This is a genomic window from Shinella sp. HY16 (genome assembly GCF_028534175.1).
Taxonomy (GTDB): domain Bacteria; phylum Pseudomonadota; class Alphaproteobacteria; order Rhizobiales; family Rhizobiaceae; genus Shinella.
Genome location: NZ_JAHYXL010000001.1, coordinates 3,967,561 through 3,986,898, shown reverse-complemented (window position 1 = coordinate 3,986,898; position 19,338 = coordinate 3,967,561). Strand labels below are relative to the sequence as shown.

The 19,338-nt window shown below is 64.9% G+C and carries 21 protein-coding genes; 5 read left to right on the top strand and 16 right to left on the bottom strand.

Translation table 11 applies throughout. The features are described from left to right. Nucleotides 1–74 precede the first annotated feature (74 nt). The 6 genes from pheT to infC form a co-directional block, all read right to left on the bottom strand. On the bottom strand, nt 75–2,501 hold the full coding sequence (gene pheT / locus K0P03_RS19525) for a phenylalanine--tRNA ligase subunit beta (protein WP_272790375.1): 2,427 nt from the start codon (nt 2,499–2,501) through the stop codon (nt 75–77). A 23-nt stretch (nt 2,502–2,524) separates the two neighbouring features. Then, complete coding sequence (pheS, locus tag K0P03_RS19520; RefSeq protein ID WP_023513680.1) at nt 2,525–3,607, bottom strand: phenylalanine--tRNA ligase subunit alpha; 1,083 nt, start codon at nt 3,605–3,607, stop codon at nt 2,525–2,527. After that, nucleotides 3,600–4,463: a hypothetical protein gene (locus K0P03_RS19515; protein WP_023513681.1), complete on the bottom strand. Its 864-nt coding sequence runs from the start codon at nt 4,461–4,463 to the stop codon at nt 3,600–3,602. The genes pheS and K0P03_RS19515 overlap by 8 nt, the downstream gene beginning before the upstream one ends. 101 nt (nt 4,464–4,564) lie before the next feature. Beyond that, nucleotides 4,565–4,969, bottom strand: coding sequence for a 50S ribosomal protein L20 (rplT, locus tag K0P03_RS19510; protein ID WP_064332218.1), 405 nt, complete (start codon nt 4,967–4,969; stop codon nt 4,565–4,567). Nucleotides 4,970–5,008: 39 nt separating this feature from the next. Then, nucleotides 5,009–5,212: a 50S ribosomal protein L35 gene (rpmI, locus tag K0P03_RS19505; RefSeq protein WP_024270153.1), complete on the bottom strand. Its 204-nt coding sequence runs from the start codon at nt 5,210–5,212 to the stop codon at nt 5,009–5,011. Between the two features lie 219 nt (nt 5,213–5,431). After that, the gene (gene infC, locus K0P03_RS19500) at nt 5,432–5,968 is read right to left on the bottom strand and encodes a translation initiation factor IF-3 (RefSeq protein WP_037405667.1); all 537 of its coding nucleotides are present in this window, start codon (nt 5,966–5,968) and stop codon (nt 5,432–5,434) included. A gap of 232 nt (nt 5,969–6,200) precedes the next feature. Between infC and K0P03_RS19495 the strand changes: the two genes are divergently transcribed. Together K0P03_RS19495 and K0P03_RS19490 are read left to right on the top strand one after the other, a co-directional pair. Then, a complete protein-coding gene (locus K0P03_RS19495) occupies nt 6,201–7,019 on the top strand; it encodes an alpha/beta hydrolase (RefSeq protein ID WP_272790374.1) in 819 nt (272 codons plus the stop codon). A 108-nt stretch (nt 7,020–7,127) separates the two neighbouring features. Beyond that, nucleotides 7,128–7,745: a transglutaminase-like cysteine peptidase gene (locus K0P03_RS19490; protein ID WP_130517920.1), complete on the top strand. Its 618-nt coding sequence runs from the start codon at nt 7,128–7,130 to the stop codon at nt 7,743–7,745. A gap of 76 nt (nt 7,746–7,821) precedes the next feature. Here the strand turns inward: K0P03_RS19490 and K0P03_RS19485 are convergent, their stop codons facing one another. Both K0P03_RS19485 and K0P03_RS19480 read right to left on the bottom strand, forming a co-directional pair. Further along, entirely contained in the window at nt 7,822–8,358 is a 537-nt protein-coding gene (locus tag K0P03_RS19485) for a GNAT family N-acetyltransferase (RefSeq protein WP_130517922.1), read from the bottom strand. Between the two features lie 14 nt (nt 8,359–8,372). Next, nucleotides 8,373–8,951, bottom strand: coding sequence for a helix-turn-helix domain-containing protein (locus tag K0P03_RS19480; RefSeq protein WP_272790373.1), 579 nt, complete (start codon nt 8,949–8,951; stop codon nt 8,373–8,375). A 142-nt stretch (nt 8,952–9,093) separates the two neighbouring features. On the opposite strand from K0P03_RS19480, the gene K0P03_RS19475 reads away from it, so the two are divergent. After that, complete coding sequence (locus tag K0P03_RS19475) at nt 9,094–10,344, top strand: MFS transporter (RefSeq protein ID WP_272790372.1); 1,251 nt, start codon at nt 9,094–9,096, stop codon at nt 10,342–10,344. Between the two features lie 61 nt (nt 10,345–10,405). Then, nucleotides 10,406–12,238 carry a translation elongation factor 4 gene (gene lepA / locus K0P03_RS19470; RefSeq protein WP_024270155.1) on the top strand — a complete coding sequence of 611 codons (1,833 nt, stop codon included), beginning with the start codon at nt 10,406–10,408 and terminating at the stop codon, nt 12,236–12,238. Between the two features lie 36 nt (nt 12,239–12,274). Here the strand turns inward: lepA and K0P03_RS19465 are convergent, their stop codons facing one another. The 4 genes from K0P03_RS19465 to K0P03_RS19450 form a co-directional block, all read right to left on the bottom strand. Continuing rightward, the gene (locus K0P03_RS19465) at nt 12,275–12,505 is read right to left on the bottom strand and encodes a hypothetical protein (RefSeq protein ID WP_023514916.1); all 231 of its coding nucleotides are present in this window, start codon (nt 12,503–12,505) and stop codon (nt 12,275–12,277) included. 105 nt (nt 12,506–12,610) lie between these two features. Further along, nucleotides 12,611–13,357: a F0F1 ATP synthase subunit A gene (locus tag K0P03_RS19460; protein ID WP_023514915.1), complete on the bottom strand. Its 747-nt coding sequence runs from the start codon at nt 13,355–13,357 to the stop codon at nt 12,611–12,613. A gap of 207 nt (nt 13,358–13,564) precedes the next feature. Beyond that, a complete protein-coding gene (locus K0P03_RS19455; protein WP_272790371.1) occupies nt 13,565–14,194 on the bottom strand; it encodes a class I SAM-dependent methyltransferase in 630 nt (209 codons plus the stop codon). A gap of 77 nt (nt 14,195–14,271) precedes the next feature. Further along, entirely contained in the window at nt 14,272–14,988 is a 717-nt protein-coding gene (locus tag K0P03_RS19450) for a pyridoxamine 5'-phosphate oxidase family protein (RefSeq protein WP_272790370.1), read from the bottom strand. A gap of 43 nt (nt 14,989–15,031) precedes the next feature. On the opposite strand from K0P03_RS19450, the gene pdxR reads away from it, so the two are divergent. Beyond that, complete coding sequence (gene pdxR, locus K0P03_RS19445; protein WP_272790369.1) at nt 15,032–16,462, top strand: MocR-like pyridoxine biosynthesis transcription factor PdxR; 1,431 nt, start codon at nt 15,032–15,034, stop codon at nt 16,460–16,462. A 19-nt stretch (nt 16,463–16,481) separates the two neighbouring features. Here the strand turns inward: pdxR and K0P03_RS19440 are convergent, their stop codons facing one another. From K0P03_RS19440 to K0P03_RS19425, 4 genes are all read right to left on the bottom strand, one after another. After that, nucleotides 16,482–17,207, bottom strand: a complete 726-nt coding sequence (locus K0P03_RS19440; protein WP_272790368.1) for a type 1 glutamine amidotransferase — start codon at nt 17,205–17,207, stop codon at nt 16,482–16,484. Nucleotides 17,208–17,345: 138 nt separating this feature from the next. Next, nucleotides 17,346–17,522: a hypothetical protein gene (locus K0P03_RS19435; RefSeq protein ID WP_023514910.1), complete on the bottom strand. Its 177-nt coding sequence runs from the start codon at nt 17,520–17,522 to the stop codon at nt 17,346–17,348. Between the two features lie 100 nt (nt 17,523–17,622). Beyond that, nucleotides 17,623–18,051, bottom strand: a complete 429-nt coding sequence (locus K0P03_RS19430; protein WP_050742736.1) for an RbsD/FucU family protein — start codon at nt 18,049–18,051, stop codon at nt 17,623–17,625. Next, a complete protein-coding gene (locus K0P03_RS19425; RefSeq protein ID WP_050742737.1) occupies nt 18,052–19,281 on the bottom strand; it encodes an ROK family transcriptional regulator in 1,230 nt (409 codons plus the stop codon). It abuts the gene before it with no gap. Nucleotides 19,282–19,338: the final 57 nt, after the last annotated feature.

Genomic DNA, 19,338 nt, shown 5'->3' with positions numbered 1-19,338 from the left:
ACGGTCCGTTCACAAAATGCGACCGGTGCTCACGAATTGGAAAGCGGGGCGTGACCGCCCCGCTCCGGTCCCGGTCAGGCGCGCAGCGTGCCGCCCGTGGTCTTGACGACATTGCCGACGATCTTGGCGGTGAGTGCCTCGAAGTCCTCGTCCGTCAGGGTCTTGTCCGTCGGCTGGAAGACGACTTCGATGGCGATCGACTTCTTGCCATCGCCGAGCGATGCGCCCTCGAAGACGTCGAAGACGTTGACGGCGGCGATCAGCTTGCGGTCCGCCCCCGTCGCAGCGCGCACGATGGCGCCGGCTTCCACCGTCTTGTCGACGACGAAGGCGAAGTCGCGCTTGACGGCCTGGAAGGGCGAGAGATCGAGTGCCGGCTTGGTGCGGGTCGCCTTCTTCTTCGGGTCCGGCATGGCATCGACAAAGATCTCGAAACCGCAGAGGGCGCCGGATACGTCGAGCGCGCCGAGCGCCTTCGGGTGGAACTCGCCGAAATATCCAAGCACGATCTTCGGGCCCATCTTGATCGTGCCGGACCGGCCCGGATGATACCAGCCGGGCGCACCGGGCTCGATCTGCACATTGCCCATCGGCAAGCCGCAGGCCTCGATCACGGCCAGCGCATCGGCCTTGGCGTCATAGACGTCAACCGGCTTGCCGCCACCCTTGGCGGCATTCGACCAGAGGCGGCCGGAACCGGCAAGCGAGGCCGTGCCGCGGCGCACACCGCCGGCAACGCGGCGCTGGCCCTCGGGCCTGTCGTTCTCATAGGTGCCGGAGACCTCGAAGAGCGCGACATCGCCATAGCCCTTGTCGGCATTGCGCTGTGCGGCGGCAAGCAGGCCCGGCAGCAGCGACGGGCGCATGTCCGACATATCCGATGCAATCGGATTGGAGAGCGCCAGCGAGGCAGCACCGCCGCCGAAGAGTTCGGCATGGGCCTTCGGGATGAAGGACCAGGTGACGGCCTCCAGCATGCCGCGTGAAGCAAGCGCCCGCTTGGCAAGGCGCGAGCGGATCTGCAGCGTGGTCAGGATGCGGCCATTGACGGCACCATGGCTTTCGAGCGGCGCCGGCTTGATGTTGTCGACGCCGTGGATGCGCATGACCTCTTCCACGAGATCCGCCTTGCCATCGACGTCGGGACGCCAGGAGGGGACCGCGACGGAGACCCGCTCGCCCGAGCCGGCGACGGTGAAGCCGAGACGGGTCAGGATATCAACGCTCTCTTGCGACGACACTTCAAGGCCGGTCAGGCGCTTGACCTCGGAGAAGGGGAAATCGACGGTCTTGGCGTCAAAACCCTTGTAGCCGACGACATCCGTCTTCGCGGCCACGCCGCCGCAGAGTTCCAGCACCAGCGCTGTGGCGCGCTCGATGCCGGGAACCATATATTGCGGATCGACGCCGCGCTCGAAGCGGTAGCGCGCATCGGTGATGATACCGTGCGCACGGCCGGACTTGGCGATGTTCATCGGGTCCCAAAGCGCCGATTCGATCAGTACGTCGATCGTGTTCTCGTCGCAGCCCGAATGTTCGCCGCCCATGATGCCGCCGATCGATTCGATGCCGTTGTCATCGGCGATGACGACGTTGGCCGGGTTCAGCGTGTATTCGCGCGTGTCGAGCGCCAGCACCTTTTCCCCCTCGGCCGCGCGGCGCACGACGAGGTTGCCCTTCACCTTGGCCGCGTCGAAGACGTGCAGCGGGCGGCCCTGGTCGAAGGTCATGTAGTTGGTGATGTCGACGAGCGCGTTGATCGGGCGAAGACCGATGGCGAGAAGCCGCTGCTGCATCCAGCGCGGGCTCGGGCCATTCTTCACGCCGCGCACAAGCCGGAGCGCGAAACCGGGGCAGAGATGATCCTCCCCGCCAAGCTCCAGCTTCACCTTGACCGGTGTCTCGCCCTCGACCGGGAAGGACGGTGCCTTTGGGGCCTTCAGCGTACCGAGGCCGGAGGCGGCAAGATCGCGGGCGATACCGAAAATGCTCGTGCAGTCCGGGCGGTTCGGCGTCAGGTTGATCTCAATGACCGGATCGTCGAGGCCGGCATAGGCCGCATAGCTCGTGCCGACAGGCGCATCGGCCGGCAGGTCGATGATGCCGTCATGGTTGTCGGAAATTTCCAGTTCCTTTTCCGAGCACATCATGCCGCGGCTCTCGACGCCGCGGATGGTGCCGACGGCAAGCGTCACGTCGATGCCGGGCACATAGGTGCCGGGCGCGGCGAAGGCGCCGACAAGCCCCGTACGCGCATTCGGCGCGCCGCAGACGACCTGGATCGGGTCGCCCTTGCCGGTATCGACCATCAGCACGCGCAACTTGTCGGCGTTCGGGTGCTGCTCGGCGGAAACGACCTTGGCGATGACGAAGGGCTTGAAGGCCGCCTTGTCGTCGACATCTTCCACTTCAAGGCCGATCGCCGTCAGCTTCGCGCAGATCTCTTCGAGCGTGGCGTCGGTCTCAAGGTGATCCTTCAGCCAGGAGAGGGTGAATTTCATGAAAATGTCTCCTTGGATGCCGGTTACGCGCTGAGGCCGCCGAACAATGTCGGCATGTCGAGCGGGCGGAAGCCGTAGTGGCTGAGCCAGCGGACATCGGCGTTGAAGAAGTCGCGCAGGTCAGGCATGCCGTATTTCAGCATGGCGATGCGGTCGAGGCCCATGCCCCAGGCAAAGCCCTGATATTCATCGGGGTCGAGCCCACCGGCGCGCAGGACGTTCGGATGGACCATGCCGCAGCCGAGGATTTCCATCCAGTCGGTGCCTTCGCCGAACTTGACGATCGGGCCCGAGCGATCGCACTGGATATCGACCTCGAAGGACGGCTCGGTGAACGGGAAGAAGGACGGGCGGAAGCGCATCGTGACGCTGTCGACCTCGAAGAAGGCCTTGCAGAACTCTTCCAGCACCCAGCGCATGTTGGCGACATTGGCGGTCTTGTCGACCACGAGGCCTTCGACCTGATGGAACATGGGTGAATGGGTCGCGTCACTGTCCTGACGGTAGGTCTTGCCGGGAATGATGATGCGGATCGGCGGCTTCTGCGCTTCCATGGTGCGGATCTGCACCGGCGAGGTGTGCGTGCGCAGCACCTTGCGCTCGCCGTTCTCGTCCGCGGGGAAGAAGAACGTGTCGTGCATCTCGCGGGCCGGATGGCCTTCCGGGAAGTTCAGCGCCGTGAAATTATAGTAGTCCGTCTCGACGTCGGGACCTTCAGCGATGGAAAAGCCCATGTCGCCGAAGATCGCGGTGATCTCGTCGACGATCTGGCTGATCGGATGGATGCGGCCGCGCTCGGCGGGCGAGGAGCGCACCGGCAGGCTGACATCCACCGTCTCGGCGGCAAGGCGCGCCTCGATGGCAGCGTCGCGCAGCGCCGTCTTGCGCTCGGTGATCGCATCGGTGACGCGGGTCTTCAACGCGTTGATCGCCGCGCCGCGCGTCTGGCGCTCTTCCGGCGACATCGTGCCGAGCGTCTTGAGGAGTTCGGAGACGGAACCCTTCTTGCCGAGGGCGCCGACGCGCACGGCTTCGATCGCCGCCTCGTCAGAGGCTTCGGCGACGGCGGAAAGGAGGCCATGTTCCAGTGTATCGAGTTCAGTCATCTTTACCTGCTTTGCTTGCGTCGGCCGGGCGGGGCGGCAGGAGAACCTGCGACAGATAGCGGGTTGCGGCGAGGAAACGCCGCAGATCACTACCCATGTGCACGCGCCCGATCAATCGGGTGAGCCATAAAAACTTGGCGAGAAACGCCACGAGAAGACAGAGTTCGGAAAGCGCATCACCGGGCGCGCTCTCCATCCAGGCGGAAAGCGCCCGGCCCGCGGTCGTTTCGCCATCGAGCGCGCTCGGCACGAGCTGGAGAAACAGGAGCCAGAGGTCGCGCGCCTGGGCGGCGGGCAGCGGCATGGCGGCTTCCGGTTCCTCCTCGAAATCCATGTAGCCGACACGGCCATTCTCGAGAAAGAGGTCACGCGGATGCGGGCGTCCGTGACAGAGGTTCAGCGCATGCACGGACCCGAGATCGGCAGCACAGGCAACGAGCAGCGCATCATGGCGCGCCGGATCGGCTGATTTCAGCGTTCCCAGCTGCATGCCGATCGTCGGACCGGCATCGGACAGGACAAGCGCACCGTCCGAGCGATAGAGCACCTTCGGCACCGGCAAGCCCTCGGCAGCGAAGGCCTCGAGCCGCCGCACCTCGCGATCCACCATGGCCTTGCGGTCCAGACGCGGAGAGGCGCGCAGGAAGGGTTTGCGGAACAGCCGGGCGAGCGCATTTTGCGCATGCGTCCAGACGATCGGCTTTTCCGTGCCGTAGCGCTTCACCCAGACGGTGCCGAACGACATTTCCACGCGCTCGATACGGCGCGCACCACGGGCAAGAACAGCGAGAAGCGTCTCGATGTCCCTGGGGGTCGCATCCGGGATCGCGGATAGATCGTTCAGCCTGCCATCCATCTCCAGTCCTCCGATGAGGCCGGTCCACAAAGCAAAAACCCGCACCGGTTCCCCGGCGCGGGTTTCACAACGAAACGATGTTTTGGTTGTGGAAGCGCCGGTTAGTTTACGGCGGCTTCAAACTCGTTCTTCGTGCCGGCGTCCTTGAGGTATTCCAGCGCCTTCTTGGCGGCTGCGACGAGCGCGCCGAAAGCTGCGGTCTCATGGATCGCCATGTCGGACAGAACCTTGCGGTCGACTTCGATGCCAGCCTTGTTCAGGCCATCGATGAAGCGGCCATAGGTCAGGCCGTGCTCGCGGACGGCAGCGTTGATGCGCTGGATCCAGAGCGCGCGGAAATTGCGCTTGTTGACCTTGCGGTCGCGGTAGGCGAACTGCTTGGAACGATCAACCGCGGCCTTGGCGGCGCGGATGGTGTTCTTGCGGCGGCCGTAGAAGCCCTTGGCTGCCTTCAGCGTCTTCTTGTGCTTGGCGTGGGAAGTTACGCCGCGTTTTACACGTGCCATGTCATGATCTCCTTAACGTATCAAATCGCGCGATTAGTCTCAGAGACCGTTCGGCAGGTAGTTCTTGATGACCTTCTTGCCATCGGGCTCGGCCAGCACCATGGTGCCGCGCGCGTCGCGAATGAACTTGTTGGTACGCTTGATCATGCCGTGGCGCTTGCCGGCGGCAGCTGCAACGACCTTGCCGGTCGCGGTGATCTTGAACCGCTTCTTGGCAGAGGACTTCGTCTTCATCTTGGGCATTTTGCTACTCCATTCTTCTTGAATTCGAGAGGCACTGACGAGGTGCATCTCCAGCGTAAAGAACGGCCACGGCATGCCCTGCCGGACCGTTCGGACGGCGGCTTGTAACCGATGTCCCTCAAAAGCGCAACCGGAATCCTCGAACCTCGACATCCGGCAGGCAGAAACGGAAAAGCCGCCCCGAAAGGCGGCTTCGATCCGGTGGTCATGGGGTCGCGATCACCGCGGCGCGAGCACCATCATCATCTGGCGGCCTTCGAGCTTCGGCTCGGCTTCCACCTTGGCGATGGTCTGCGTATCTTCCTTGACCTGCATCAGGAGCTTCATGCCAAGCTCCTGGTGGGCCATTTCGCGGCCGCGGAACTTCAGGGTCACCTTGACCTTGTCGCCTTCGTCGAAGAAGCGGTTCATCGCCTTCATCTTCACGTCATAATCATGCGTGTCGATGTTCGGGCGCATCTTGATTTCCTTGATCTCGACGATCTTCTGCTTCTTGCGCGCTTCGGCCGCCTTCTTCTGGTTGGCGTATTTCAGCTTGCCCAGGTCAAGGATCTTGCAGACGGGCGGCTCGGAGTTCGGCGAAATCTCCACGAGATCGAGGCCGGCTTCTTCGGCCATGCGGAGTGCCTGATCAGTCGGGACGGTGCCGTGGTTGTTACCGTCGGCATCGATAAGCTGAACCCGGGGAATCCGGATTTCCTTGTTGGAGCGCGGGCCGTCCTTGACGGGGGCTTCCGCTTTAAAGGGTCTGCGAATGGTCGTGTTCTCCTCGAACTGTTTCGATAGGTATGGGCCTGCGTCGACCGGGCCGTTTGCCCGCCTGACGGCGTTTTCCGGCAATGTGTTGATCGCGCTTGCGAAGTCAATAGCATGCCGCGTGGAAAAAATCACCACCTGTCCTTGCACGCGCGAATCTGGTCTAGCTCTCGGCAAAAGACCGGCCGGCGAGCGCTTTGCCGCGGTCGGGGCACAGGACAAGGAGATAGGCATGACGGCGTCGAACGGCAACGGGGTCCCTGCGGAATTCATCACCGTGGGCGCGGGTGACGACGCCCGCAAGATCGCGATGGCGCTTCAGCCGGCCGCAGCCGGCAACGATCTGGCGCACGTCATTTGGCTCGGCGGCTACCGGTCCGACATGACCGGCACCAAGGCGGTGGAGCTTGCCGGGCTTGCCGCCCGCCTCGGCACCGGCTGCGTACGCTTCGACTATTCGGGCCACGGCGCCTCGGGCGGCGCCTTCGTCGACGGCACGATCTCACGCTGGCTGGAGGAGACGCTCGCGGTGATCGACCACGCGGCAAAGACGCTCGGCTCGCGCCGCACGGTGCTCGCCGGCTCCTCGATGGGCGGGTGGATCGCACTGCGTGCCGTGGCCGAACTTGCCGGGCGCGGCGGCATCGACGTCGCTGGCCTCGTGCTCATCGCGCCGGCGCCGGATTTCACCTCGGACCTGATCGAGCCGAACCTGACGGAGGCCGAGCGCACGGCGCTGGCCGAGCGCGGCCAGTTCGAGGAGCCGACGCCCTACGGCCCCGACCCGAACATCTATACGCGCAAACTCATCGAGGACGGCCGCGACAACCGCGTTCTGACCGGCGCCATCGAGACCGGTTGCCCCGTGCACATCCTGCAGGGCATGGCCGATCCCGATGTGCCCTATGGCCATGCGGTGCGCCTGATGGAGCACCTTTCCGGCGACGACGTCGTGCTGACCATGATCCGTGACGGGGACCATCGCCTGTCGCGCCCGCAGGATATCGCCAAGATCCTCGAGGCAACAGAAGCCCTCGTCCGCGGGCAATGAGGCCCCGACCCGATCACATTTTAACCATATTCCCGCATCGCCAAATCTCATGATTGACGAAGTGCCCGCCTGGCCGTTAACTCTTTGTTAACGATTAGGGGACGTTTCATGGCACGAATGATTGGTGCGAAGGCTGGGGTTGCGGCGGTTCTCGCTCTCCTCGTTTCTTCTTCCTCGGCTTTCACGGCGCCGGCCTCGGCGCTGACCATGCAGACCGGCGGCATCACGTCCCAGCCGATCGGCCATTATGAATTCTGTCAGACCAACGCTTCCGAGTGCCGCACGGGCGTGCGCGGCCAGGCGCCTGCCAAGGTGACGGCCTTCGGCTGGACGGTGGTGCGCGAGATCAACGCCAGCACCAACCGTGCCGTCACGCCGATGACCGACAAGGACCTCTACGGCAAGGACGAAGTCTGGGCCTATCCGGACGGCGCAGGCGACTGCGAGGATTATGTTCTGCTCAAGCGCAAAAAGCTGATCGAAAAGGGCTTTGCTGCCGGCGATCTGCTGATCACCGTCGTGCGCAAGCCGGATGGCGAAGGCCATGCCGTGCTGACGCTGCGCACCACGGAGGGCGACTTCATCCTCGACAACCTTAACAACGAGGTCAAGCTCTGGACGGAAACGCCCTATCGCTACCTGAAGCGCCAGGCTTCTTTCCACGCCGGCCGCTGGGTCTCGATCGAAAACGGCGATGCCGTCATGGTGTCGTCGGTCGGCCAGTAAGACACATTTCGCAGGGGGACTGCGAAGGCCGCGGAGCAATCCGCGGCTTTTGTCTTTTCAGGAACCGGCCCCAACGTTACACCGCCAGGGCCGCCTCGCCGATCCGCTTGTAGAAGAAGGTCGTCGCGCAGAATCGGCCATCCGGGTAGAGCGCATAGTCAGGAATAACCCCGGCGCGTTGCCAGCCGAGGCGTTCGTAGACGGTTTCCGCGGGGCTGCCGGTGGCGGTATCGAGCACCAGCACAGTCTTGCCGCGCTGCGCGGCCTCCGCCTCGGCAGCGGCCATCAGCCTGCGGGCGACGCCGCGGCCGCGCTCACTCTCCTTGACGAGCAGCTTCTTCACATCCGCCCGGTGCGGCTGGTTCGGCATCTGGCGGATGCCGACCTGCACCGTGCCGACGATCCGCCCTTCCCGTTCGGCGGCAAAGAGCAATGTCGCGCCCTCACCCACCGCCGCCGCCACATCCTGCCAGAAGGGCAGCGCATCGGCCGGCCCATAGGGCGCCATGAAGCCGACGGAGGCCCCGCCGGTCACGCAATCGGTCAGCACATCCGCCAGTTCGCCCAGCCGGGCCCGGGTTTCATCGGCATCGAGCAGCCTGATCTCGCTCATCTCGTCCTCCTGGCTCAGGGTCGGCCGCGGTCCAGCACCACGGCATAATGCGCCGGCTCCACGCCGGGATTCTCGAAGACATGCCCTTCGGTGATGCTCATATAGAGGCAGTCCCCGGGGTAAAGCTCGTGCACGGCCGTGCCGACCGTCATGCGCAGACTGCCGGCAAACAGCCAGACGTGCTGCGTCATGCCGGCCTTGGCCGTTTCCGGCGGATAGGCGATGCGCGCGCCCGGCGGAAACGCCACGTCGATCACCTCGACGCGCGAGGCCGTGTTCGGCGCCGAGACGGCACGGCGCTGGTAGCCCGTTTCGGGATCCCGCCAGACCACCTGGTCCTCAAGCCGCGACAAGGGATCGCCCGCCGCCTCGGAGAAGGCGAAGAAGGCGGAGAGGGTGAGATCGAGCGCCGCACAGAGCCGCGAGAGCAATTGTGCCGTCGGGCTCGCCTCGCCTCGCTCGATGCGCGAGATCATCGCCCGGCTGACGCCGGAGGCGCCTGCAAGGTCTTCCAGCGTCTGGCCGCGCGCCATGCGCAACAGCCGCACGCGCTCGCCGATGGCACTTTCCAGAGGGTCGATTGCTTCTTCCATTATAATGGAATAATTATCTCTTATAATAGAGTCAATGTACTGAGCCTTTCCAAAATAATATTTTCCGGCGATGCCGCTCCCGCGACAATGCGACATCCACCTGCCGGATAAGGTGCCGCAGCAAGAATCGGAGGGCGGGCGGATGACAGGTGAAGCACAGCGGGCGTCCTCGCTCTTTTCCATCACCGCCATCGTCGTTTCGATGACCTTCGTCGCCATCGGCAACGGGGTGATGCTGGCCTATGTGCCCTACGTGCTGTCGCGCGCCGATGCGCCCTCCTGGACGCCGGGGGCAGCCGTCACGGCGATCGCCTTCGGCGGGCTTGTCGGCTGCGTCATCGCGGGCCCCGTCATCCGCCGCGTCGGCCATGCCCGCGCCTTTTCCTGCTCGCTGGCGCTGGTCATCATCGCGGCCTTCCTCGTCGCGCTCGGTGTCAACCCGGTCGTCTGGATCCTCGCCCGCGGCATCTACGGCGTGGCCGGCAATGCGAATTTCATCATAGCCCAGAGCTGGCTCAACCATGCCAGCGACAATCGCTGGCGCGGCAAGGCCATGTCCTTCTTCTACATGGCCTATGTGCTGGGGCTCGGCGTCGGCGCCTGGCTGTTCGGCCGCATGCCGGCGGATGGCAATCTCGCACCACTCGTTACCATCTTCGTCACCACGATCGCGCTGCTGCCCATCGGCCTCACCCGACTGCCCACGCCACCGGCACCCGCCCGGGTCAGCGTCGATTTCGCCATGGCCTGGCGCAACTCGCCTGTCGCGCTGATCGGCGTCCTGGCCGCCGGCGGCCTCTCCATGGTCGTACAGGGCTTTACGCCGATCTATGCCGCCACGAACAAGGTCGGCCAGACGGATGTGGCGCTCCTGATGTTCGTCATGCAGTTCGGCCTCATCTTCGTACAGTACCCGCTTGGCACGCTCTCCGACCGTATCGACCGGCGCATCGTGCTGATCGCCACCTGCATGCTGATCGCAAGCACTGCGGTCGCGGCTCTTTTCGTCTCCTTCCAGGCCTTCGTCATCCTCATGATCGTCTTCGCGCTTTGGGCGGGCGCCGTCGAAAGTGTCTATTCGATCGCCAATGCGCACGCCAACGACCGGACCGACCCCGAGGATTTCGTGCCGCTCGCCTCGACCCTCCTCGTCGCCTGGTCGACGTCTGCGACACTGGTTCCACTGGCCGTGACGGCGCTGACCCCGGTCTTCGGCCCGAAGACTTTCATCTATGCCGCCATGGCCGTGGCGCTGCTCTATGCCGGCTTCGTTGCCCAGCGGCTGCGGCTGCGCGAGACCGTGCCGCCGGAGGCGCGGGAGAACTTCGAGATCAGGAGCGCCCAGCTGCCGAATGCCGGCGCGCTCGTCGAAGGCGAAAAAGCCCCGGAATAGCGGCGTTCGCACGCACGAAACCCTTCATTTACCGCTTTGCGGGAATCTCCCCCGCTGCTATATGGCGCGCATGAGCACCAACAATTCGACGCCCCTCGACCATATCCGCAACTTCTCGATCGTGGCCCATATCGACCACGGCAAGTCGACGCTTGCCGACCGGCTGATCCAGTCGACCGGCGGCCTTGCCGACCGCGAGATGTCGGAGCAGGTCCTCGACAATATGGATATCGAGCGCGAGCGCGGCATCACCATCAAGGCCCAGACCGTACGCCTGCACTACAAGGCGAACGACGGCGAGACCTATGTGCTGAACCTCATCGACACGCCCGGCCACGTCGACTTCGCCTACGAAGTCTCGCGCTCGCTGTCGGCCTGCGAGGGCTCGCTGCTCGTCGTCGATGCCTCCCAGGGGGTCGAGGCCCAGACGCTCGCCAACGTCTATCAGGCGATCGACAACAATCACGAGCTCGTCACCGTGCTCAACAAGATCGACCTGCCGGCCGCCGAGCCCGACCGCATCAAGGAACAGATCGAGGAGGTCATCGGCATCGACGCGTCGGAAGCCGTGCTGATCTCCGCCAAGACCGGCCTCGGCATCCCGGATGTGCTCGAAGCCATCGTCCAGCGATTGCCCGCGCCGAAGAGCGAGGGCGGCGAGAAGGCCCCCCTGAAGGCGCTGCTGGTCGACAGCTGGTACGATACCTATCTTGGCGTCATGGTTCTCGTGCGCGTCATCGAAGGTCGCATCAGCAAGGGCCAGACCATCCGCATGATGGGCACGGATGCGAAGTACACGATCGAGCGCGTCGGCGTGCTGACGCCGAAGATGGTGGCGATGGATTCGCTCGGCCCGGGCGAGATCGGCTTCATCACCGCCTCGATCAAGGAAGTGGCCGACACGCGCGTCGGCGACACGATCACCGAAGACAAGCGCCCGACGGCAAAGGCCCTGCCCGGCTTCAAGCCGGCCCAGCCTGTCGTCTTCTGCGGCCTCTTCCCGGTCGATGCTGCCGATTTCGAGGACCTGCGCTCGGCAATGGGCAAGCTGCGTCTCAACGACGCCTCGTTCTCCTTCGAAATGGAAAGCTCGGCCGCGCTCGGCTTCGGCTTCCGCTGCGGCTTCCTCGGCCTTCTGCACCTCGAAATCATCCAGGAACGCCTGGAGCGCGAGTTCGATCTGGACCTGATCGCGACGGCCCCCTCGGTCGTCTACAAGCTGTTCATGACTGACGGGTCCGAACGAGAGCTGCACAACCCGGCAGACATGCCCGACGTCGTGAAGATCTCGGAAATCCATGAACCGTGGATCCGCGCGACGATCCTCACGCCAGACGATTATCTCGGCGGCATCCTGAAGCTCTGCCAGGACCGCCGCGGCATCCAGATCGAGCTGACCTATGTCGGCACCCGCGCCATGCTGACCTACGACCTGCCGCTCAACGAAGTCGTCTTCGACTTCTACGACCGCCTGAAGTCGATCTCCAAGGGCTACGCCTCGTTCGACTACCAGATCACCGACCACAAGGAAGGCCATCTGGTGAAGATGTCGATCCTCGTCAACGGCGAGCCGGTCGATGCGCTGTCCATGATGGTGCACCGCATGGCGGCGGAAAAGCGCGGTCGCGACATGTGCGAGAAGCTCAAGGAGCTGATCCCGAAGCACATGTTCAAGATCCCGATCCAGGCCGCCATCGGCGGCAACGTGATCGCCCGCGAGACGATCTCGGCGCTGCGCAAGGACGTCACCGCCAAGTGCTACGGAGGCGACGCCACCCGCAAGCGCAAGCTGCTCGACAAGCAGAAGGCCGGCAAGAAGCGTATGCGCCAGTTCGGCAAGGTGGAGATTCCGCAGGAAGCCTTCATCGCCGCGCTCAAAATGGGCGACGAATAAGACAAAAAGGGAGGCTCGGGCCTCCCTTTTCTTTTCTCAATCCCGCTTGATCGTCGCCAGGACCTCCCAGAGGTCGGCTCCCGTTTCGAAGACCGCCGCATTGGCACGAAAACCGGTTTCGGCGAAGACAAGGTCCAGCACATCCTGCGCCGGATCGCCCGCGGCCGGAGAAGCGGCGCCTGCGATGGTGCGTGCGGCTCTCTCGATGCGCGCAGTTTCCGTCGCCATGCCCTCGCGGGCCGTGTTCATGATGCCGGCAATCTGCATGAGAGGCGCCCCTTTAAAACTGGTGCCCTTCTACACGACCGCCCTTTCCATACCGTGAATGCAGGAATCGCGGCCCTGTGCCGAAACCGCACAGGGCCGCTGGCCTCAGTGACCGGGATGCAGCGCGTCGTTCAGGTACATGCAGGTCAGCATGGTGAAGACATAAGCCTGGATGACCGCCATCAGCAGTTCCAATGCGGTCAGGGCGACGGTCATACCGAAGGGCAGGATGGCGCCGATGACGCCGAGCGTGCCGAGGCTGCCCATCGAAACGACGAAGCCGGCGAAGACTTTCAGCGTGATATGGCCGGCGAGCATGACGGCGAACAGACGGACCGAATGGCTGACGGGACGCGAGAGGTAGGAGATCACCTCGATCGGCACGATGATCGGCGTCAGGATCAACGGCACGCCATCAGGCACGAACAGCCGGAAGAAGCGGGTGCCGTGCTTGAAGAGGCCGTAAAGCGTGACCGTGGAGAAGACCAGCATGGCCAGCGCGAAAGTGACGATCAGGTGGCTCGTCACCGTGAAGGCATAGGGGAACATGCCGACGAGGTTGGCGACGAGGATAAACATGAAGAGCGAAAAGACCAGCGGGAAGAAACGCATGCCCTGCTCACCCGCATTGGCCCTAAGCGTCGTCGCGACGAATTCGTAGACCATTTCGGCGCTCGACTGCCAGCGGCCGGGCACCAGGCCGCGCCGGCGCGTGGCGAAAAGCAGGAAGCCGCTCGCGGCGGCAATGGTCAGCACCATATAGGCAGAGGAATTAGTGAAGCTGAGGTCAAGTCCGCCGACCTCGAACGGGACAAGCGGCTTGATCTCGAATTGCTCAATGGGTCCGGCCATCGGATATCCTCGGGAAGGCTTCAGGGCGCACGACAGGCGTGCGCGCTGCGACTGCGGCACGCGAAAACCGCGCGGCTGATTTCGAAAAGGGAGGGTGTGAAGGGTTCACGCGGGGCTTTCTCTCTCGATTGCGAGATGAGGGGCCGTCCCCGGAACGAACAAGGCGCAGGTCGTCCAGCGCGAGAGCTGTTTAGCCGCTCGGCCGCATCATGGCAAGGGCCGCGATCGCACCCCACTCCATTCAAAAACCATCCAGGTCCAGTCCACGCCGAGCGCACGGTTGCCCGCCTGGTGTGATTCGGCCTTGCGGCTTCGAAGCAGCGTCAGGTCACAGCGCGCCGCGGCGTCGATCGTCTCCTCGTCCGAGAGCCGGAAGGCCGGCCTTCCCGGTGCGCCGGGCCCGTGGCGCAAGGCAAAGACCAGCCGGCCGCCAGGTCGCAGCATATTGGCCAGAACCGGCAGGGCAACGGCGCGCGCAGGCGCATCGAGATGGTGCCAAACGCCGTTAAGGGTGACGAGATCGAAGAGACCGTGATCCCGCACCCTTGCAAGATGGGGCAAGTCATCGTCGAGAAAGACGATGCCGACATCGCCGTGCCGCGCCAAGCCGGCCTCGCGGAGCGGCTGTACGGGCTCGACCGCCAGAACCGTATGCCCCTGCCGGACGAACCACGCCGCATCCCGCCCCGTTCCCGCACCGATATCGGCGACACGGCCCGGCGCCCGCGGCAGCAGGTCGAGCACGGGCGCATAGAGCGCCGCCGGATCGAAGGCCTCGTAGCGCTCGATCAGCGCCGGCGTCGCCGCGGCAGCGTAGCCTTTCAGAACATCGTTCATCTGCCCTCCGGTGTTCCGCTTCACCGGAGAGCTGTTCGGCGCGGCTGTCAACCGCGTTGACGCGCGGTGCGAAAACCTCACACGCCCTCGTAGATCCGCTGGCCGGTGAGGAGTGCCGCATCCAGTGGCCCGCCCTCCGGGAAGATCGACAGCGTGTCGGGCATGTCGACGCCCTCGACCAGCCGGTGGCAGGTCTGCACAGGGCCGAGCACCGTCGTAACAGGGATGACGCCGGCCCAGATCGGCAGGGCGAAATCCTCCTCGTCGTCACCAACGCCCTTGGCACGCACCTTGGCCGCCGCCTCGTCGATCGGCATGGCGATGATCGTCGTCGCCTTGGCTTCCTGTGGCGTGATGGGGCGCAACAGCGTGCTGCGGTCCGGATAGAAGCGGTCTACGACATCGCGCATCGCCTCGATCTTCTCCTCCGGGTCCTCGACGAGCCGCGCCGTGCCGAAGCACATGGCAGAGCGGTAATTGGCCGAATGGTTGAAGCCGGACCGGGCGAGTACCAGCCCATCGAGATGGGCGACGGTGAGACAGGCGGGCGTCCCGGTCTTCAGGTGGCGCAGCATGCGGCTGGCGGAGGAACCGTGCCAGTAGAGCGTATCGCCCTTGCGCCAGAAAAGCGTCGGCGTCGCGTAGGGCTGGCCTTCGATGACATAGGCGACGTGACAGAGCATGGCCGCATCGAGAATGGCATAGACGCTTTCACGGTCGTAGCGGCCGCGCTCGTGCATGCGCTTGACGCGGTTGCGCGGGGTGACGGGATAGGCGACGGTCTCGGTGCTCATGTGCAGGGCTTGCCTTTCAAAGGAGAGGCCGCCATGGTGCGCCATGCCATTGGATCGAAAAAGCACCAATTCTGATCAAAAAATCAGGACCACTTTACCAGACTGGTCCTCGCTCGTTCCTGTTCTTCCCGCAGCAGGCAGGCGGACGCCGTCGCTTTACCGCGAGCTGCGCCGGCTGATCGAGGCCGGGGACATTCCGCCCGGCAGCAAGCTGCCGCCGACGCGGGATCTCGCGCACCGCCTGAAAACCTCGCGCGGCAGCGTGGTCGCCGCCTTCGAAACGTTGATCGCCGAGGGCTTTGCCGTCGCCCGTACCGGGGCCGGCACCTTCGTTGCCGACCGGGTGCCAACCCTGAAACCCTCGGCCCCCATCGAGCGGGAAAGCAGCGCCCCGAAAATGCCGTTGCCAGGCACGCTCGGCGTCGCCATGGCCGATGCACGCACGCTGAAACAGTTCCGCACGCTGCTCGGGCGCCATCTCGCCCGGCCGGGGCCGGAGCATTTCTATTATGGCGATCCACGTGGCGGCGACGCGCTGCGCCAGGCGGTCGCCGCCTATCTCCGGCAAGCGCGCGGCGTGCGCTGCGAGGCACGTTCGATCATCATCACGACCGGCACGCAGCAGGGCATAGATCTCGTCATCCGCAGCGCGCTGTCGTCGGGCGACCGGGTGATGATCGAGGATCCCTGTTATCCGAGCGCCCGGGCGGCCTTTTCCGGCAACGGTCTGGTCCTCTCCGGCCTTGCCGTGGATGGCGAGGGGGCGGATATCGCGCTGGCAGCACCGGGCGCCCGCGCGATCTACGTCACGCCGTCGCACCAGTTCCCGCTCGGCGTTACCATGAGCATGCGCCGGCGGCTCGCCCTCATCGACTGGGCGCGGGAGACCGGCGGCTGGATCATCGAGGACGACTATGACAGCGAGTTCCGCTTTGCCGGGCCGCCGCTCGCCGCCATGCAGGGCATGGACGACAGCGGACGTGTGATCTATCTCGGCACCTTCTCCAAGGTGCTCTTCCCGGGCCTCCGGCTCGGCTATGCCGTCATTCCCGATCCGCTGCTGGAGACGGTCGTGGCCTTGCGCAGCCGCAGCGACCGCAGCCCGCCGACGCTGGCCGAAGCCGCCCTCACCGACCTTCTTCGCGAAGGCCATTTCGCCGCGCACCTGCGTCGCGCCCGGCGACAGGCGCAGGCGGCGCGCGATGCGCTGGTGGCAGGGCTTTCAGCGACCGGCGCGCTTTCAGTCGGCGTGCCCGACCAGGGCCTGCACCTCGTCGCCGGCCTGCCGGCTGGACTTGCCGATACGGAGGCTGTGGAAATTGCCGCGCGCGCAGGGCTGGGTGCCCGGGCGCTCTCGACCATGACCGTCACCAATCCGCCACGGCAGGGCCTTGTCATCGGCTTTTCCGGCTTTGCCCCCGATACCCTTGATGCCGCTGCCGCGCGTTTTGCAGCAGCGATATCCGCGATCTGACGCCCTATCCGAAGCCGCGTCAGGCGACCCGGCGCGTTGCGACGGGGGCAATCGTCGCCACCCAGGCCCGTGCGATGGCAAGGCCCGTCGCGTCGGCGCTCGGGCCGTTCTCATCGGCCAGCGCGGCGCGTTTTTCGAGCCAGCCGGGCTGGAGCGCTTCGATGAGCTGCGGGAAGGTGTCGACCCAACCGTCCACCACGGCGCGGCTCGCCTCGAAATGGAACTGCGTGCCGTAGGTGGCCCGGCCGATACGGAAAGCCTGGTTCTCGGCAGCGCCATTGGTGGCGAGGCGCACGGCATTGTCCGGCAGGGTGAACGTATCGCTGTGCCACTGGAAGATCGGAAACGCACCAGCCGCCGCCGATAGAACCGGATCACCGGCACCGTCCTTCGTCAGCGCGACCGTACACCAGCCGAATTCCGGCGTCGCACCGATCAGGTTTTCCGCACCATAGGCCCGGGCGAGAAGCTGGCTGCCGAGGCAGACGCCGAGCACGGACTTGTCCGCATCGCCGAAGCGCCGCATCAGCGCGGCGAGCGCAGGGAGATAAGCGTGGCGATCGTCGTCGCGTGCGTTCTGCGGACCGCCCATCACGACGATGGCATCGTGGGCCGCATCATCCGCCGGAATGGCATCGCCCGCATGGGGGCGGCAGAGGTCTAGTTCGGCACCCGCCTCTTCCAGCGCGACGCCGATCTGCCCGAGCAGCGTTACCTTATCGTTCTCAATCACCAGAACCCGCATGCCAAACTCCTGCTTCCCGATTCTCGCGCGAGACAAACACGAGCCTCCGCTTCATTCAAGGGCATTGAAGAGCCGAAACAGAAAGAACCCGGCTCCTACGAGCCGGGCAAGTCGGGGAGGATCGGCAGAAGGAAGGGATCAGTGGCAGACGCGGATCTTCTTGATGATGACGTTGCCGTAGTAGTCGTAGGACTTCACCTTCTTGATGAAGCAGGACGGCTCGTAGCCGTAGCTGTAGTAACCGGCCTGGGAAGGCGCCGCAAAAGAGATGGCGGCAACGAGGGCGACGGTGGCGGAAACGATGATCTTGCGCATGGGGGTCTCTCCTGATCTCTGGTAAGGATGAGCCTCTCTCATCCGGTGATCAGAAGGTCGCACATCGCCCCGCCGCCCGCTGTTCCGCGGGAAACAGGCGTCACGGATAGATGACGCCCTTGCGCAGGATGACGTTGGCGTAGAGCCGCGGCTCGCTGGTCTGCACCAATGTATGGGCAGCGCGCACACGGCCGTAGAAGTCGGCACCGACCAGCGGCACCACCGCGCGATCCGGCTCGTGGCCGGCGCAGCAGTCGATGATTTCGCGGTGCACGGGCTCCAGCGTGTCGCGGTCCTGGCGGTAGGTGGAGCGGAAGATGGCCTCCTCGACGAAATCATCGATCGGCATCACCGAGAGCACGGCATTCAGCACGGGAATGAGCGGCACGCCGTCGAGGCGGATGAGACGACGGGCGTGCTCGACGCCCGGATAGTTGCCGTCGACGATCGCAATCTCGTCGCCGTGGCCCATGGCACGCAGCGTGGCGAGCAGCTCCGGGCTCAGGATGGGGTCAAGACCTTTCAGCATTCAGGCAAGCTCCTTGAAGAGGACGTTGTGGTCCGGCAGATAGCGGGAGAAGAGCGGCAGGCTCGCCCCGCCGATCGAGCGCGCGGCACTGCCGACCGCACCCTCGACGATCTCCGGCAGGGTGACGCCCTGGAGATCGAGGCGGGCGACGGCGGCCTGCGTCGCCGCGACCACGCGTTCGCGCACCCAGGCGGGAAAACCGCCGTCGATGATGACTGCAGAGAAGTCGATGACGGAGGCGGAGGCGACGACGGCCTGCGCGAGCGCGGCCGCCATGTCCTCGATCCAGATTGCAAGCGGCGCGCCGAAATCGATCCAGCCATCCGTCGAATACCACAGCGGCTTCGGATCGATGCCGTGCTCGCGCAACAGGTTTTCCAGACGATAGACCGAAGCGATCTTCAGGAGCTGCACCGTCTCGCCGTTGCGACCCTGCACGGGAAGGGGGCCGATGGCGCCCGCCGTGCCGGTACGGCCGGTGAACAGCGCCGAGTTCAGCACCACACCGCCGCCGATGAAGGAGCCGATGAAGAGATAGAGGAAATCCGGATATTGCGGGCCGAGGCCGAAGACGAGCTCGGCGGCGCAGGCGCTCGTCGCATCGTTCTGGAGCACCACAGGATGGGACACGCGGCTGGCGATCTCCGCCTCGAGGTCGACACCGCGCCACTGGTCCATGTCGGCCTGCGGCGCCCCGACTTCGCTCGCCCAGCTCCAGAGTTCGAACGGCGCGGCGACACCGAAACCGGCAATGCGGGCGCGTTCTTCCGGCGTGATGGCGGCTTCGAGTTCCGCAAGGCCCTCCTCGACGAAGGCGAGCAGCGGACCGGGCATGGGATAGGGATAAGTCCGCCGCACCTGCCGGCGGATGCCGCCGACGAAATCCATCATGACGAGATCGGCGCTGCGGCGACCGATCTTCAGGCCGAAGGAATAGACGGCATCGGGATTGAGCCGCATCGGCACGGAAGGCTGGCCGACCTTGCCGCGCATCGGCTCGCCGCGCATCAGAAGCCCTTCGGCCTCCAGCGCGCGCATGATGACGGTGACGGTCTGGGCGGAAAGGCCGCTGCGCCGGGCGATCTCGGCCTTGGACAGGCTGCCGTGCCGCCGCACTAGCGACATGACCAGGCGTTCGTTATAGGCCCGGACGCGCACCTGGTTTGCACCGCCGCTCGGATCGAGGATTTCGGCCGGCACGGCATGTGCCGTCACGTCCTTTCTGATCATCGTCTCCTCCCGTTCCGGACCGGGCGTCGCGCACCCTTTCCGGTCCTCTTATCGGCT

What these genes read in the sequence shown, in the direction of transcription:
- pheS (WP_023513680.1), bottom strand. Translation starts at nt 3,607, where the DNA reads ATGACTGAACTCGATACACTGGAACATGGCCTCCTTTCCGCCGTCGCC.
- K0P03_RS19430 (WP_050742736.1), bottom strand. Translation starts at nt 18,051, where the DNA reads ATGCTGAAAGGTCTTGACCCCATCCTGAGCCCGGAGCTGCTCGCCACG.
- K0P03_RS19495 (WP_272790374.1), top strand. Translation starts at nt 6,201, where the DNA reads ATGACGGCGTCGAACGGCAACGGGGTCCCTGCGGAATTCATCACCGTG.
- rpmI (WP_024270153.1), bottom strand. Translation starts at nt 5,212, where the DNA reads ATGCCCAAGATGAAGACGAAGTCCTCTGCCAAGAAGCGGTTCAAGATC.
- K0P03_RS19425 (WP_050742737.1), bottom strand. Translation starts at nt 19,281, where the DNA reads ATGATCAGAAAGGACGTGACGGCACATGCCGTGCCGGCCGAAATCCTC.
- K0P03_RS19475 (WP_272790372.1), top strand. Translation starts at nt 9,094, where the DNA reads ATGACAGGTGAAGCACAGCGGGCGTCCTCGCTCTTTTCCATCACCGCC.
- K0P03_RS19480 (WP_272790373.1), bottom strand. Translation starts at nt 8,951, where the DNA reads ATGGAAGAAGCAATCGACCCTCTGGAAAGTGCCATCGGCGAGCGCGTG.
- K0P03_RS19490 (WP_130517920.1), top strand. Translation starts at nt 7,128, where the DNA reads ATGGCACGAATGATTGGTGCGAAGGCTGGGGTTGCGGCGGTTCTCGCT.
- K0P03_RS19485 (WP_130517922.1), bottom strand. Translation starts at nt 8,358, where the DNA reads ATGAGCGAGATCAGGCTGCTCGATGCCGATGAAACCCGGGCCCGGCTG.
- K0P03_RS19455 (WP_272790371.1), bottom strand. Translation starts at nt 14,194, where the DNA reads ATGAACGATGTTCTGAAAGGCTACGCTGCCGCGGCGACGCCGGCGCTG.
- K0P03_RS19450 (WP_272790370.1), bottom strand. Translation starts at nt 14,988, where the DNA reads ATGAGCACCGAGACCGTCGCCTATCCCGTCACCCCGCGCAACCGCGTC.
- pheT (WP_272790375.1), bottom strand. Translation starts at nt 2,501, where the DNA reads ATGAAATTCACCCTCTCCTGGCTGAAGGATCACCTTGAGACCGACGCC.
- K0P03_RS19435 (WP_023514910.1), bottom strand. Translation starts at nt 17,522, where the DNA reads ATGCGCAAGATCATCGTTTCCGCCACCGTCGCCCTCGTTGCCGCCATC.
- K0P03_RS19465 (WP_023514916.1), bottom strand. Translation starts at nt 12,505, where the DNA reads ATGCAGATTGCCGGCATCATGAACACGGCCCGCGAGGGCATGGCGACG.
- pdxR (WP_272790369.1), top strand. Translation starts at nt 15,032, where the DNA reads ATGCCATTGGATCGAAAAAGCACCAATTCTGATCAAAAAATCAGGACC.
- K0P03_RS19440 (WP_272790368.1), bottom strand. Translation starts at nt 17,207, where the DNA reads ATGCGGGTTCTGGTGATTGAGAACGATAAGGTAACGCTGCTCGGGCAG.
- K0P03_RS19460 (WP_023514915.1), bottom strand. Translation starts at nt 13,357, where the DNA reads ATGGCCGGACCCATTGAGCAATTCGAGATCAAGCCGCTTGTCCCGTTC.
- K0P03_RS19515 (WP_023513681.1), bottom strand. Translation starts at nt 4,463, where the DNA reads ATGGATGGCAGGCTGAACGATCTATCCGCGATCCCGGATGCGACCCCC.
- rplT (WP_064332218.1), bottom strand. Translation starts at nt 4,969, where the DNA reads ATGGCACGTGTAAAACGCGGCGTAACTTCCCACGCCAAGCACAAGAAG.
- lepA (WP_024270155.1), top strand. Translation starts at nt 10,406, where the DNA reads ATGGCGCGCATGAGCACCAACAATTCGACGCCCCTCGACCATATCCGC.